The 15,709-nt window shown below is 36.0% G+C and carries 9 protein-coding genes; 6 read left to right on the top strand and 3 right to left on the bottom strand.

Features of this window, described 5'->3' with window-relative positions; all coding sequences use genetic code 11:
* Nucleotides 1-167: 167 nt before the first annotated feature.
* The 3 genes from NEF87_RS12570 to NEF87_RS12560 all read left to right on the top strand — a co-directional run bounded on the left by NEF87_RS12570 (nucleotide 168) and on the right by NEF87_RS12560 (nucleotide 4,452).
* Nucleotides 168-1,973 (top strand): ABC transporter ATP-binding protein, encoded by a 1,806-nt coding sequence (locus NEF87_RS12570; RefSeq protein ID WP_457920084.1) that lies wholly within the window; start codon nucleotides 168-170, stop codon nucleotides 1,971-1,973.
* 2 nt (nucleotides 1,974-1,975) lie between these two features.
* The gene (locus tag NEF87_RS12565; RefSeq protein ID WP_457920083.1) at nucleotides 1,976-3,859 is read left to right on the top strand and encodes an ABC transporter ATP-binding protein; all 1,884 of its coding nucleotides are present in this window, start codon (nucleotides 1,976-1,978) and stop codon (nucleotides 3,857-3,859) included.
* A 71-nt stretch (nucleotides 3,860-3,930) separates the two neighbouring features.
* Complete coding sequence (locus NEF87_RS12560) at nucleotides 3,931-4,452, top strand: hypothetical protein (protein WP_457920082.1); 522 nt, start codon at nucleotides 3,931-3,933, stop codon at nucleotides 4,450-4,452.
* Between the two features lie 16 nt (nucleotides 4,453-4,468).
* Here the strand turns inward: NEF87_RS12560 and NEF87_RS12555 are convergent, their stop codons facing one another.
* A complete protein-coding gene (locus NEF87_RS12555; protein WP_457920081.1) occupies nucleotides 4,469-6,541 on the bottom strand; it encodes an alpha-glucosidase in 2,073 nt (690 codons plus the stop codon).
* A gap of 223 nt (nucleotides 6,542-6,764) precedes the next feature.
* Here NEF87_RS12555 and NEF87_RS12550 point away from each other — a divergent pair, with 223 nt between their 5' ends.
* From NEF87_RS12550 to NEF87_RS12540, 3 genes are all read left to right on the top strand, one after another.
* Nucleotides 6,765-7,322, top strand: a complete 558-nt coding sequence (locus NEF87_RS12550; protein ID WP_457920080.1) for an ADP-ribosylation factor-like protein — start codon at nucleotides 6,765-6,767, stop codon at nucleotides 7,320-7,322.
* Nucleotides 7,323-7,430: 108 nt separating this feature from the next.
* Nucleotides 7,431-8,657 carry a DUF362 domain-containing protein gene (locus NEF87_RS12545; protein ID WP_457920079.1) on the top strand — a complete coding sequence of 409 codons (1,227 nt, stop codon included), beginning with the start codon at nucleotides 7,431-7,433 and terminating at the stop codon, nucleotides 8,655-8,657.
* A gap of 428 nt (nucleotides 8,658-9,085) precedes the next feature.
* Nucleotides 9,086-13,525: an Ig-like domain-containing protein gene (locus NEF87_RS12540; protein ID WP_457920078.1), complete on the top strand. Its 4,440-nt coding sequence runs from the start codon at nucleotides 9,086-9,088 to the stop codon at nucleotides 13,523-13,525.
* A gap of 355 nt (nucleotides 13,526-13,880) precedes the next feature.
* On the opposite strand, the gene NEF87_RS12535 is transcribed toward NEF87_RS12540, so the two are convergent.
* Nucleotides 13,881-15,014 carry a hypothetical protein gene (locus NEF87_RS12535; RefSeq protein ID WP_457920077.1) on the bottom strand — a complete coding sequence of 378 codons (1,134 nt, stop codon included), beginning with the start codon at nucleotides 15,012-15,014 and terminating at the stop codon, nucleotides 13,881-13,883.
* Between the two features lie 81 nt (nucleotides 15,015-15,095).
* On the bottom strand, nucleotides 15,096-15,593 hold the full coding sequence (locus NEF87_RS12530) for a hypothetical protein (protein WP_371801723.1): 498 nt from the start codon (nucleotides 15,591-15,593) through the stop codon (nucleotides 15,096-15,098).
* Between the last annotated feature and the right edge of the window lie 116 nt (nucleotides 15,594-15,709).

Raw genomic sequence — 15,709 nt, 5'->3', positions numbered from 1 at the left:
GCTTTAAAATACTTTCGTCCATATATAAAAAAGTCCATGATTTTGGGGAAAATTTAGATGCATCAATGTGTTTGATGGAATGCACCGAATTCAAACATTCGAAATATTATATTAAAACCAAAAATTTATATCAAACATTTTACTCATCTACCTAGGTAAAACAACCCATGAAGGCACTTTTCAAACTTTTAATTCCATATGTCAAACGTCAGAAAACAATATTTATGATTGTTAATCTGACAGCTATTGCTACGGCGGTTTTCCAAACTTTGATTCCATTTCAAGTGTCGTCTTTAATTGATACTGTTATCGTACCTCGAAATTTAGATCGACTGGTACCAGGGTTTTTGCTTTTAATTATGTATGCTTTATTAGACTGGGGTGGGAACATGTCCCTTCGGGTATCCGCGACTTACTTCGGGCAAGCTATAATCCGAGATTTGCGTCAAGATCTCTATGAAACTCTTCAATCCCAAGAACTAGAATTTTATGCTAATGAAAATGTTGGCCAGATCATGAGCCGCACAATTGGAGAAATTATTTCCTTTGGAAATATTTTAAGATGGGGCTATCGCCTTTTTCTTTTATTCCTTTGGTTATATCTATTTTCAATAATTTCTGTATGGCAAATTTCTCCATATTTATCGCTAATTCTTCTTATTTTAATACCCATAATTTTTGGAACAATATTTTATGCTTCTAGCCAGAATCAAGGCAAATTTTATCAAGAAAAATATGTTGGGGGCAAACTGAACAACTTTATCGCTGAAAATTTAGCTGGAATTAAAACGGTTAAATCTTTTGGCAGAGAAGAAGAACAAATTGCCAAATATGTCAAGAAAAACAATGAATATATTGATACTATGCTGAAAACATATCGAGTACGAGCGGGGTTACGGGAAGGAATGGTTTTTATTCTTTCTTTAGCAACTATGGGGCTTATAATTGTGGGTGGTGCTTTTATTTTCAACGGGATAATCACAGCGGGACAATTTGTTGCTTTTATGCTACTCGTCATCCAAATGGGGATCCCCGGAAGATGGATGGGATATTTGGGGGTGTTAACTTTTGACGCTAATGCGGCTACCTTACGATTAAATGAAGTCTTTGATGCACCCAACCCACTTCTCCAATCACAAGGGGATCTCATTATGAATGAGGTTAAAGGAAAAATTACCTTTGACAAAGTTGATTTTTCTTATCCTACTGGTGTACCAATACTTCAAAACATAAATTTCACTATAGAACCCGGTCAACAAATTGTACTACTTGGACCTAATGGATCGGGCAAATCTTCTCTGGTTAATTTAATTCCTCGCCTATTTGATCCTACCAAAGGTAGAATATTAATTGATGATTTTGATATAAAATCTTTTTCCCTATCCTCTCTAAGAAAACAGATTGGAATTGTACATCAAGAAGCCTATCTCTTTACTTTATCTCTTCATGATAATATTGCGTATGGTTTTCCCAATGCAACAAGAGAAGACGTCATTAAAGTTGCAAAAGCAGCACAGATACATGAGTTTATCTGTACTTTAGAAGAAGGGTATGAAACCATTGTTGGCGAACGAGGGGTAACTTTAAGCGGTGGACAACGTCAGCGTATTGCTATTGCACGAACTCTTCTTAAGAATCCTCCCATCATCATTTTTGATGATTCTGTATCTGCAGTAGATCCAGTCACTGAGGGCTTAATTCAAGCTTCACTCCAAAAACTTGGTGAGAATCGTACGACTATCATTATTTCTCAACGACCTTCAAGTCTACAATATGCAGAGCGCATTATCGTTATGGACAAAGGATTTGTGGTTCAAGATGGGACCGATGATACATTACGTTCTGTTCCTGGCATATATCAGCAATTTGTTGAAACTGTTCAATATCAACTTAAAAATATCGACTGGAATGAGTCAGTTGCAAGAAATAATCCCGCTTCATCCATCAATTCATCAAAAAAGGGGCAAAATTAATCATGCAACATTCCGATGCCGAGAAAGAAAAAGCTACAGGGAGTTTTGGCTATAAGGATTTAACTCTATATAAATTTATGTTTAAATATACGCAGAAATATAAAGGGCTCTTAGGAGGGATCATATGGCAAATGATCTTATACACAATTTTTACCGCTATTTCTCCACTCCTCATAAAAATTGCTATGGATAAATTTACTGACCAAGCAGCGACTTTTTTTGATATCCAATGGTTGGATGCTATAGTAATCCAGTTTATTGATTGGTTAGTAGGAATTTTCCCCCAAGTGGAACGAATTTGGTTAGAAGTGGGATTAGTTGCATTTTTATACCTATTATTTCAAGCAATTATATTCTATTCTAGCTATCGACGTACTATATTGATGTCAAATATGGGATTGCAAGCTTCCCGCGATATGGCACAAGATACCTTTTCTCACCTTCAAGAGCTCGATTTGTCATATCATGATCGTAATGAGGTGGGAAGAATCATGAGCCGTTTAACAAGTGACATTATGGCGATTCGAGAATTTTTGGGTGGAAGGGTGGTAACAAATCTTTCGAACATCGTCACAGTGTTTGTAATTCTCGGTTTTCTCTTTAGTTTAGATCTATTTATGGCTTTGGTTTCCGTAGTTGTCATTCCACTCATTTTAAGTATTGGAGTTGTGGGAAGAAAATCAATTCGAGCCAGACGTAAAGAGAATCGTCGATTAAACGCTCAAATGATGGCTAATATTGGAGAAAGCATTGCTGGCATTCGTGTTATCAAAACACTCAATCGTGAATCGCAAAATAATAGGAATTTTGAAAAGATTAATCTTGCTAATACTCATGCTACCATTCGCTCTAATATTATCCATGCCGTACTCTTTCCAACATTACTCTTAGGTTCTTCCTTGGGAACGGCATTTTTGGTGCTTATTGGAGGATATCGGTATTTTGCTGGGGCAATCACCATTGGAGTGTTATTGGCCTTTCTGAATTATAATGCTATCTTGTTTCGCCCCATTGTGATCTTAGGAAATTTATATCAAGAATTACAAGATGCTTTAACAGGAGCCGAACGGATTAAGTCTCTTCTCGATACTGAAACGAAAGTTCCCTGGAATTTACACTTACCTGATCTTCCCCCTATTGAAGGAGCTATTGCCTTCGATAATATCACCTTTGAATATTATGATAATGTTCCCATCTATGATCCAATCAATCTGAATATTTCAGCAGGTATGACTATTGCACTCGTTGGGAAAACTGGTGCAGGAAAAACAACGATTATTAACATCTTAAGTCGTCTCTATAAACTCAAAAAGGGTCGATTGTTAGTAGATGATCAAGAAATTAGTGATTTTTCTCTCCCCTCTTTCCGCAAACAAATTACTTCAGTTCCCCAAGATTTCTTTGTGTTTTCAGGCAGTGTTCGCGATAACTTACACCTTGGTGACCCAAAAGCGACAGATAAGGATATGTGGTTTGTTCTCGAGCAGGTGGGGTTGAAAGATTCTATTGAACGCTTTGAATATGGGCTCGATACTCCTCTTCAAGAACGAGGCAAACGTTTATCTGTAGGCCAACGCCAGCTATTAGTCTTTGCAATGGCTTTATTAGCAGATCCTCGGATTATTGTTTTGGATGAAGCAACCAGTTCAGTTGATGTGTTTAGCGAAATAAAGATTCAAAAAGCCATCAAACTCTTGCTCTCCAATCGAACGGCGTTTATTATCGCACATCGCCTCTCGACGATTCGAGATGCCGACATGATTGCTGTAATCGATGATGGTAATATTGTTGAAATGGGTACTCACGAAGAACTCCTTAAAAAACAAGGAGCCTATTATACCTTGGTTCGGAATCAAATTGAACTCACAGAATTTATTTCCAACTAAATTTTTTTTATATTCTTTTTCACTTCATTGTAGAATATCATTTGTTTGCCTATCCAAAGACAAATAAGGCTATGATTCTTGTTTTGTTTATTATGGGAATTTATAAAATACTCGTTTTTCAACGGCATTCGGGTCTTAATTTATTAGATGTGGCAGTGGAAGAACTGCCAGATATGACAGAAATTAGTGGAATTTTAATTTCCGGTTTATTAACTTCCTTTATGCATTTTACGAATGAAGTCCTACAAGAAGATATTCGATTGGTGGAGACACAAAATTTTCGTATGGTTTTTTCCTTTAATGAAGAACTTGGTTTTGTTGTAGTGATGGATCGAAAGGGTCCGGTAGCTATCGCAGAAAAAGTGTTGGGACGAATGAAAACAAGATTCTCAAAACAATTTCAAGCAGAAATTACTGAATCTTTTTCTGGAAATGTCTCATCCTTTGATGCAATTGCCCAACAAATGGAAGAAATTACCAAATTAAAAGGGTTGAAACTGGCACATCACGTAGCAAGTTCTCAATATAAAAGAAAGATGATGGATTTCAAAGACGCCTTTAAAAAATACTTAGGAAAAAAAGAAGAAGAATAGTGCTTCTTTTCGTTTTTTATAATTTTTGGATAGATTCAAAGATATTGGTAAATCTTGTTCCTTTTCTATAGAACACAGGAGGTTTTCCGAGGGGTGCAGCATATTTTTGCCATCCCTTCATACAATCTTTTCCGGTCCAAATATTGATCCATTGATCATCAGGAATATACACTTTCCAGGATTTTCGTTTTTTCTTAATTACAGGTGCCACCAAAAGATCTTTCCCAAAAAGATATTGATATTTGAGATCCCGGACTTCTGGATCAGATTCATAGTGCAAGACCATAGCACGCATCGGAGGAATACCGGTGGTTTGATATTCTTCTGAAATGTGTTGTAGATAGGGCTTCATAATAGCATGAATATGTGTCATTCGCGCTAAATGGTCAAGAGTTTCTTGATCCGAATCAAATTGCCAGTTGATTTCAGGTTTAATTCCTTCATGAGTCCGCATCAACATCGTGAATGTAGAATGTTCCACCCATCGCATAAAATTTTCCTTTTTCCGAACCACAGGCTTAATTGAAGTAAAACCACCTATATCCGAATGATAGTACCCGATTCCACAGAGCCCTAAGGATAATCCTGCGGGAATGACCGAAGCCAATCCGTCACCCATACTCCAATTGGGCATTTGATCTCCAGCCCAAACCATAGTTGTATATTTAGAAGTATGAGAATAACCCGATCGGGTGAAAAAAACTATCTCCTCAGACTTTCCCGCTTCTTGCACCGCTTCCAGATTTAGCCGTTGCCAAACCACTGGGAAGTGGTTATGGTAACTTTCTCCTGATTCTCCAGAGTGTAATGCTGCATCGGGGGGGAGATATTCTCCAAAATCCGACATCCAGCCCGATAATCCCGCTTCATTTATCAAGTTTTGCTTGATTATGTCTTTGATCCATATTTGAGTTGCTGGATTTGATAAATCTAATAATGCTACTGGAAAAGTGGTTGTTTTGGTAATGAAATCGGTTCCATCCCGATTTTTAATCACCAAACCCTTTTTCGAAGCTTCTTTAAATTGCTCTCCTTCAATATTCAAAAATGAGTTAATGTATCCTAAATATCGAATTCCTTTTTCCCGCATCTCTTTAACAAATTCTGGAAAATTATCAAATCTAACTGGTCGACCCTTTCCATCCCACTTCCAATCCCAAAACAATTGAGTTCCAAAGGGTGTGGTAACGATTCCTTGCCAGTCTTGACTCCAAATTCCAGAGACTAAAACTTTTGCATCGAGGGCTTTTTGCAATCTGTTTCGAACTGCTTGGTTTCCACCTTTTCCTTGAATTGCCAGCCACATCCCATCATAAACCCAATCTGCTAATTTTGGTTGTCTGCCTAAAAATGTAGAGAGACCTGATACGGTATCTAATAGTGTATTATGATATTCTAAGATTATTTGCTTAGGTATTTCCCATGAATGTAATAAGTGGAAATCGGAACAAATGAAGTCGAAGACAGAATAACTGGTCATATCTACATGGCAAAAATAATGATCAGTTGAAATGAAGGTTGGCTGGGGATAGTAGGTTGTATACCATTTTCCACCTGCACCAGCCTTGATATCGGCGAGCCATGTGATCCATTTTGGATCTCCTCGACCAATACCCTGTTCTTCCACCCATAAAGGTAATTTTTTCCCCCGGAGATTTAATTCTGAATATTGTTCACCGCATCCATAGATCGCCTCGTCTGGATTGGCTGCTAATTTAATCCAAAATCGATTATATTTCTTCCCTTCATCGATAATAAGAGTATTTTCTGGTGATAATGTCCCAATTTTTGGGATTATCACGATTCTTCGATTTTCATTTCGAATTATTATCTCCAGAACCTCGGAAGGATTTGTAGAATCTGAGAAGTGAATTCGTAGATGGCTAGCATTGGTTTCTATAATTTTAAACTTGGTTAAACTGGTTTTGTAAAAAAGATTTTCCTTAATTTTATAGGATCCAAGATGTTCCGAATAAGAAGCATTTCCTGTTCCAAAATTGCAGCAAGGAGAATCCTTGGAATGTTTTAAAATGATCTTGTTTTTATACTTAACAATGAAACCTTTATGGGTTTGATCAATAGTCAGCATTTTTCTCTACCCTAGTTTTTCCCTTAGTTGTAATTAAATGTAATTTGATAGTTTTTACTAAAATTCAAAAATTTAGCTCGAACCATTTGATAGACAGTTACTTGACTATGAAAAGTTCGGAGAACTGACATTTTTATTGTAAAGTTTATAGATATATTTCTAAAACTAATAATTCAAATTGAAGTAGAGAACAACCTATTAGTAAGATAAAAAGGGATTCTAAATGGTTTATAAAATATTACTTATCGGAGAACCTGGAGTTGGGAAGACACAGATCTTGCAAAAATTTGGATCTGGAGAATTTACAACCAGTTATTTACCGACAATTGGGGTTGATTTGCAAACTTATTACTTATCAAGATTATCCACTGATGTGAATTTCATTGAAATCGGAGGCACCAGTATAAATGATTTTTTTAATTTTCCCCCAGTAATTGAAGGTGTGGACTTAGTTATTTTCGTGTGTGATCATTTCACAATTCAATCATCTCAACTTTTTAGCTATTTGAAGATGAAAATTCAAGAAAAAAATCTTCGGAGAGTCTCATTTTTAATTATTAGGAATAAAATTGATCTAGTACCGTTTACATGCGATGAACTTGAAAATATTACTCAATATTCGTTAATTCATCAATTAACTTTTCTTCCCATTACTTCTAAAGATGAAGGATGTATTGATTGTTTGGAATCTTTTATTTTTCAAATTATGGAGAAAAGTGGGTTAAAAACTGAAAACACTTATTCTTGTCTTGAAACGATTCATGAAGATGCGCTTTTCTAATTTTTTCCGCCCTCCTTTTCTTTGTATAAATTCAAATCTGTCTATCAAAGTTTTTAGAGTTTTTAATTTTTTATTGAATGGGAGCTAATAGTTAAATGTGCAAGATTTATGATTCACAATAACTTAATTTCAATTCAAAAAATTCATAATGAAGAGGTAGAAAATGCGGTTTTTACCGCATTAAAAGCAATTAATGCTGAAGAATTGATGGTTCGGGAAGGTATGATCATTTTAATTAAACCGAATGTGCTCAGTGGGAAACCTGCGGAACGAGCTGTCACCACACATCCTGAAGTTTTACGGGCTGTCATTCGCTGGGTGAAACAATTTAAACCTGCTCGTGTTTTTGTGGGTGATTCTTCAGGGAGTAATTCTCCCAATGCTACCCAGGTGGCATTAAAAGCTTGTGGAATTCTGCAAGTGTGTATAGATGAAAATGTTGAATGTGCTCCTCTTGAAAAAACTCCCCGAAAAATTTATTCAGTTAAAAATGGATTTGTTTTAGATGAAATAGCAAGTACACATTTATTGGAAGATGCTGATTTGATTATAAATATCCCAAAAATCAAAACCCATGGATTGACAACCCTAACCTGTTGCATTAAAAATATGTTTGGGACCGTTATGTTGGGGAATAAAGCTCAAATGCATGCGCGATTTCCAATGGTTGATGCTTTCACTTCCGCTTTAGTTGATGTTTATTCTGTTTCTTCGCCCCAATTAACTGTTATAGATGGTTATTTATGTCAAGAAGGAAAAGGTCCAGCGGCTGGAGACGTTGTTAAATTGGATCTGATCTTAGCTGGATATGACGGAGTAGCTTTGGATACAACAGTGTGCAAAATTATTGATGTGGATCCAAACCAAGTTATGTATTTACCCAAAGCTGAACAGAAAAATCTTGGTTCCATGAAACTGGACGATTATACCTTCGTTGGAGAAAAAATTGAATCGGTGAAACGACCTTTCAAACTCCCTTCCATCAAAATACCTAAATTTAAAATTCCCAAAAAGATTACAGAATATCTGGGTAAAATTCTCTTCAAATCTCGTTTAAAAGTGGATCCTTCCAAGTGTGTACTATGTGGAAAATGCTGGCAAAACTGTCCTGTGGATGCTTTAACTCCTCCGGAAGAAAAACAAGTTGGAAAAACTGTTCCGCTTTGGGATAAAAAGAAATGCATCACTTGTTATTGTTGTACTGAGTTGTGTCCTCACGAGGCAATCGATTTCCATGTCAATCCTACTCGTAACTTTCTTCTCTCGAAGTTAGGAATAAGTATTATTGCTTTCCTAGTTATAATAGGTGTTTTCTTGAGAATTGTTTTGAGTTAAGAAGTTTTAATGAGATAGCGCTCATCTTTTTTCATATTTTCTTAGATTCTAATTCCTCAGGAAAAATTTGGCCCGTCAAAATAGACAGGACGATTATGCGAAGTTGAATGATCTTTATTTGCATGATCCTCGCATCCAGACCATTGGTAAAAAAATGCCTTGTCTTAATATTCTTTTTTTTTCCCAATCCATATTAACCAGATATTAAGAACTTAACAAAATTTATCTTTTAATCACAAAATTCTGTTTCAAAATTGAATATATATAAACAACTCAAAATTACTACTGTTAACAAAATGATGGTAGTTTTTTCAATATATTTATATAGACTATGAATGAAATATCATTGATATTGAGAGTCGTTTAATTATTTTTAAATGATTAAAAAAAATTCGATATCAAGGTATAATCAAGGGTTTGGTTTGATTATGAATAAAAAATTGAATAAAATGATAGTCCCACTCATGGGACTTATGTTATTTATGCTGGTTTCGCAGTCTTTGACTCTGGGATCAGCCCTATCATCTTCTTCATATAGACAAAGTTTTTCTGTCGATCAAAATGCTATCGAATACGAACGACAGATTATTGGTTTTGAAGACGGTATCGATTACGAGTACCTAGAAGCCAACGGCATTCTTGTCGACAAAATATATGAAAGTTTTGATATGGTAGTTGGGTTAGTCCCAATTAATATACGCGCCGCACTTGAGACTGCACCTTCAATTAAAGGTGTAGATGATATCCGTGAATTCACAGTATGTATGGATACTGCTGCAGAATATGCAGGTGCAATTTCCGGAAGACAAACTTATAGTGTTGATGGGGATCGGGATGGAAATCCAACTTCTTACAGCAAGAATGATGTTGTTATTGCTGTAGTTGATACCGGAATTGATAATTCTCACGCTGATTTAGATGGTGGAAAAGTTATTGGATGGTACGATGCTATTAATGGTCAATCCAATCCGTATGATGGTCATGGCCATGGTACTCACTGTTCTAGCATTGCTGCTGGAACTGGTGATGCAAATTCTAATTACATGGGTGTTGCTCCTGGAGCTGCCTTAGTTGGAGTCAAAGTGTTAAGTGATTCTGGTAGTGGAACAAATGAACAAGTAATTGATGGTATGCAGTGGTGTTTAACCAATAAAGATGTTTATGGTATCGATATTGTATCCATGAGTTTAGGGGATGATAATGGGGGCTTATATGATGCTACCGCTGAAGCCGCCGATCAGTTAGTTGCTGGCGGTTTAACTGTCGTTATTGCAGCAGGAAACTCTGGCCCTAGCAGTGGAACTATTGGTTCTCCAGGAAGCGCATACAATGCTATTACTGTAGGTGCTGTAAGTGATCCTGGTGAAGGTGGATGGAATATTGCATCTTTCTCCAGTCGGGGACCTTTACCTGATGGAAGAATTAAGCCTGATGTTTGTGGTCCAGGTGTGAGTATCACAGCTGCTCGAGCTGGTACAACAACTTCATACACAACAATGAGTGGTACTTCTATGGCTACTCCATTTGTTGCAGGTTCATGTGCTCTTTATTATGATTTATACTACGGCCAAGTATCCCCTGCTGACGTTAAGGATGCTGTTGAAGCAAGTGCCGTGGATATGGGTGTAGTTGGAAAGGACAATACTTACGGAAGTGGACGAATTGATGTTGAAGCCTTTTTAGGATATTCTAATTCTGGTGAAGATATTATAGATCCTTCTGTAACTATTACAGATCCAAAAGAAAATGATATTGTTCAAGATACAATCACAATCACCGCTGATGCTTCAGACAATAGAGGTGTTACGAAAGTCGAATTTTATATTGATGGCAGTATTATCGGAACTGATACAACTTCTCCTTATGCTTTAACTTGGGATTCTACTTCAGTAGCTGACGGATCACGCGATATTTCCGCAAAAGCATATGATGAAGCAGGAAATACCGATATTGATGAAATAACTGTAAATGTTGATCAAGATTATACAGGTCCAATATTAGTGACTGAATCTTTAGTAGGCTCCGTCGCCGGATCTGAAATTGATTATTTTGAACTTACTAATGTTGAACCAGGAATGATGGATGTTTCAGTTTCTTGGAGTGGAAGTTATGATATTGATGCATACATCTGTGAAACTGCAAATTATAACTCTTATCTTGCTCGAGGATATACTACTAACAACCCTGAAACAACTTCTTATGAAATTCAAACAGCCGGAACTTATTATATTGGAATTCGAATGTATACCAGTAGTGCCTCTTCCACCGCATACACAGCAACCGTATCTTACTATAAAGGTTCAAGCAGTGGAGAAGATATAATTGATCCTACCGTTGCAATTTCAAATCCATCATCTGGAGATACTGTTTTAGGTGATGTTGCCATTGAAGCTTCTGCTTCAGATAATGTGGGTGTTTCCTATGTTCAATATAGAATTGATTCTGGATCATGGGTTCAAGATTATTCAGCACCATATACTTGGACTTGGGATTCAACTTCAGTATCGGATGGAAGTCATTCCATAACTGTTCAAGCTTTTGATGCAGCCGGTAATTTTGATGAAGATAGTATTTCAATTAGTGTCTCAAATGACAATTCAAATCCAATTCCTATAACTGAGACCTTTGAAGGTAGTGTTGGACGAGGAGAAACTGATTGGTATATTGTAGAAGCTCAACCAGGATTAATGGAATTAGATGTTTCATGGGGAAATAGTTATGATATTGATTGTTACATCTCAACAACTCAATCAACTACCAATTATCTTGCTCGAGGATATACAACTAATAATCCTGAAACTTGTTCTTATGAAATTCAAACCGCAGGAACTTATTATATTGGGATTAAGATGTACTCTTACTGGGCTTCTAGTACGGCCTATTCTGCCGAATTATCATATTATAGCTTAGGTGTTGCAAGTGTAATTGATGAATTAGCTGATGAAAAAGCCGATCAAATTACTGAAGATTTGACTGGCTCAGTTGCTGGACGTGAAGTTGATTATTTTGAATTGACAGATGTTGAACCTGGTCTTATGCAGGTTTCTGCCACATGGGGAAATAGTTATGATATTGATGTATATATTTGCACATCCGCTAGTTATTCTAACTATTTAGCACGAGGTTATACTACTAGCAATCCTGAAACTTGTTCATATAACATTCAAACTGCTGGAACTTATTATATTGCAGTAAGAATGTACACCTCATATGCATCAAGCACAAGCTACACCACCACTGTTTCTTACTATACTGGTGGAACTGTTGTTGATACTGAAAAACCAACAATTTCTATCACATCTCCATCAAATGGAGCCACTGTGGATGATACAATTTCTATAACTGCATCCGCATCTGATAATGTTGGTGTCGATTATCTTCGATATCAAGTCGATAGTGGATCTTGGACAACTGATTCTACTAGTCCATATTCTTGGTCACTAGATACTACTACTCTATCAGATGGTGCTCATACAATTACGGTACAAGCGTATGATGCTGCTGGAAACTTTGGGGAAGATGACGTTAGCATCACCGTTGACAATGATAATGGGGATGTTCAATTGATTGAACGTGATCTTACTGGAAGCGTGGCTGGATCTGAAGTTGACTACTTTGAATTATCTGCCGTAGAAGCTGGTATGATGGACGTTTCAGTTTCCTGGAGTGGAAGTTATGATATTGATGTGTATATTTGTCAAACAGCATCCTATTCTTCATATCTTGCACGGGGGTACACCACAAGCAATCCAGAAACCTGTTCATATAACATTCAAACTGCTGGAACCTACTATATTGCAGTCCGGATGTACACATCTAGTGCTTCTAGCACCGCGTATACCGCTACTGTGAGCTATTATACTGGAGGAACAGGTGGGGATTATGAAAAACCAACCGTTTCCATTACCTCCCCATCTAATGGGGCCACTGTGGAAGACACAATTTCCATAACTGCATCTGCCACTGATAATGTTGGTGTAGTTGATGTCCAATGTCGAGTTGATTCAGGATCCTGGACTTCTGATGCATCAGCTCCTTATTCCTGGAGTTTTGATACAACCACTCTTTCTGAAGGTAGTCACACCATATCAGTTCAAGCCTTTGATGCCGCAGGAAATAGTCAAATTGATTCTATTTCGATTACTGTTGATAACGAGGTTAGCACTGGAGGAAAATATGCTTTACTTTGTGGTGTCTCTGATTATAAAGCAATTTCGGATTTATCTTACTGTGATGAAGATGTAACCGATTATTTCAATTATCTTACCACAGTTTGTGGCTTTGAAGAATCAAATATTATAGTACTTGGTGATGGTCATCCATCTAATTTTCCAAAATATGATGGACTAGCTACCGAAGCCAATACCAAATATTATTTGAATTGGTTAGCTCAACAAGAAGGTGAAATCGTTTATATCACTTCTGGTCATGGTTCTGGTACTGGATCTGGTAGTTCATACATTTGCTCATGGGATTGCGGTTCAGGTGAAAGTGGTGAAGATGGTGATTTTTATGACACTGAATTAGCTGCTATTCTTGATGGAGCCATTGCTGATGACATATTTGTGTTCATTGATCATTGTTATTCTGGTGGAATTGGTCCTGAATTAATGGCCATGCCTAACAGTAATAACGTCTATTGCACAACCACATGCACTGAAGATGGCTATGGATATGATGATTCTGCCCATAATAATGGAGCTTGGACTTATTACTTCCTTGAATATACTTTGATCAACCATTTTGGTAGCAGTGCAACCACAACGATGGAAGCGGCTTTTGATTATGCTGCTTCAGTGTATCCTCACAGTGGTGGCGATGCTCCTATGGAATTTGATGGGAATTCAGGTAGTTATTTCACTTTGTAATTCTGATATAAACCCCTCTTAAAGTGGTGAAGGGATTAACTCATCCTTTCCTACTTTTTTTTTTCTATAAATTTTATATTTTGCGTGAAATTGTTTGATTAGGATTTTTAAGAATAATTTTCTGGAAACAGATCATACAAAAACACAGTTTAAAGACCCAAAAAGAATATAGAAACAAAAAACGACTTGTAAAAGTATCGATTAATATATTATTTGATGTTTACGGATATTTTGAAGATTTCTTCCATGGTTCCATCATTATTCACGAAAGCTCTCTCGAAAAAATTTGTATCAATGGCGCTATCTTGATTGATAAATAAAATAATTCAATTTTTTTTCGTTAGTGCAAGAATATTTAATCCGTTGATTCATCCTTTGGAATTAGGGCGGTAATTACATCATCGACCATGAACTGGCGATCTACTTTCCAATCTTCCTTCTCTTCATTAAAAGTTTCAGGCCAAGGTAAAAATAAATGACTGCGAGGTTGGTCTATATAGTACATTTTTATATCACTAAATTTGGGACGAATATGATATAATAAATCTGCAGTATGAGTGGTAGGTAGATATAAATACCAAAAAAATCGATTCTTTTCTGATTTGAACACTGAATGAAAGGGAATTTGCTGAGATGATACTCGTTGAGTAAGTTCTTGAATCTCTTTTTTTTTACCCTTTCCTAAAATAGCTATACAATTCAACAAATCAAAAGACGCTAAATCCATGAAAACACGATATTTAGAAATACATTCATCTTTTACACGTTTTAATCGTCGACTAAAGGTTTGAGGCGTAAAATTATATCCTTGTTGTTTCAAAGCTTTAATCATATCAATTTTTTTATTCCTTGCATCATCAGTTAGCTGAGCAAGTATAGCAATATCTCGTTTTTTAAGCCAAGATTTTACGGTTCCTACTTTTCCAAATGTTTTTGGTTCTGATTTTGATTCTGATATTTCAAAAGAAAACCATTCTTCCCAATTAAAATTCCAACAAAAGGAAGAAAAATCCCAGAATTTAACATCAATAGAAGTATAAATAGATTTTGTTCCGAAATTTAAGATTTGGAAGTCTTGAATGACATTATTCTCTTTAAAATGAGAAAAAAGGTCATTTATCAGAGATTTAGAATTTAAAGGAATCCGAAATTGCACCAAAGCTCCATTAGTAGCACCATAACAAGGAGCAAATACTATTGTATACGGATGAGCTTGACAAATTTTATAGAGATTTGTAACTTGTTCAATTGAATTTGCGTGAACAAAGACGTCCACAACTTCTAAACCCAAAGCATGAAGATTAGGATGACCAACGACATAAAAATATGAAGGATGATCTTTAGAAGAACTTAGCTGTTTCATAATTCCAAAAACAACGGATTTTGCATAACCAGTAATAATAGAAAGTTCATCATATGTGGCTAAAGGCTTTTGTTCTAGCGCTAATAGAACTCGAATTGCCTTGATTGTTAAATTCTTCCTCTTCACCAGAACCTACTCGTTTTGCCTGTTTTTAAAAAAAAAATTAATTATGCATTTTTACATAAAGAAAAAATAAAACGAAGGGAATTAGTATCGCACCATTCCAAATATTGAACTGCCCGATTTATCAAAAGGTGGATCAAACGTTAATGAATCTGTGACTATTCCAGAGAAAATAATATCTGAATCAAATCCAAAGATATCTGCTTCAATATTAAAATCATACCAGCCACTTTCTGTGGCACAATTATGCCATTCAACAGTGACAGGTAATTCGACATAAAATTCAGTAATGCTAAATCGCATTATATAGGTGTAACCCGATGGTAATACTAATTCAAGTTCGAGTTCGACATCCAAATAGGCATAATATCCTGTTGGCGATTTCAATGTAAATTGAGTAATTACATCATCTTCATACCCATCACCATCCAGTTCAAGATAATTTGCATAGGTTATCTCAATTGGATCAACAGGAATCGGATTAGTTGGGTAAAATCCCCAAGCAGACCCAAAACTTATCCCATTAATACTAACAAGTACCAAAGCAAAGATAATTACAAGTTTTTGTTTAATTTTTTTCATTTTCTTAACCCCTAAAAAAACCCCTTAAAAAAAAAACGATATAGCTTAACTTAGAGTGAAGCAAATATAAACATTTTTATTAAAAAGGAAGTGAATTTTATACCATCCAAGGGACA

The sequence above is a fragment of the Candidatus Lokiarchaeum ossiferum genome (assembly GCA_025839675.1).
In the GTDB taxonomy this organism is placed as follows: Archaea; Asgardarchaeota; Lokiarchaeia; order Sigyniarchaeales; family Promethearchaeaceae; genus Lokiarchaeum; species Lokiarchaeum ossiferum.
The sequence above is the reverse complement of the archived record's forward strand: the minus strand, read 5'-3'. Positions and strand labels throughout refer to the sequence as shown.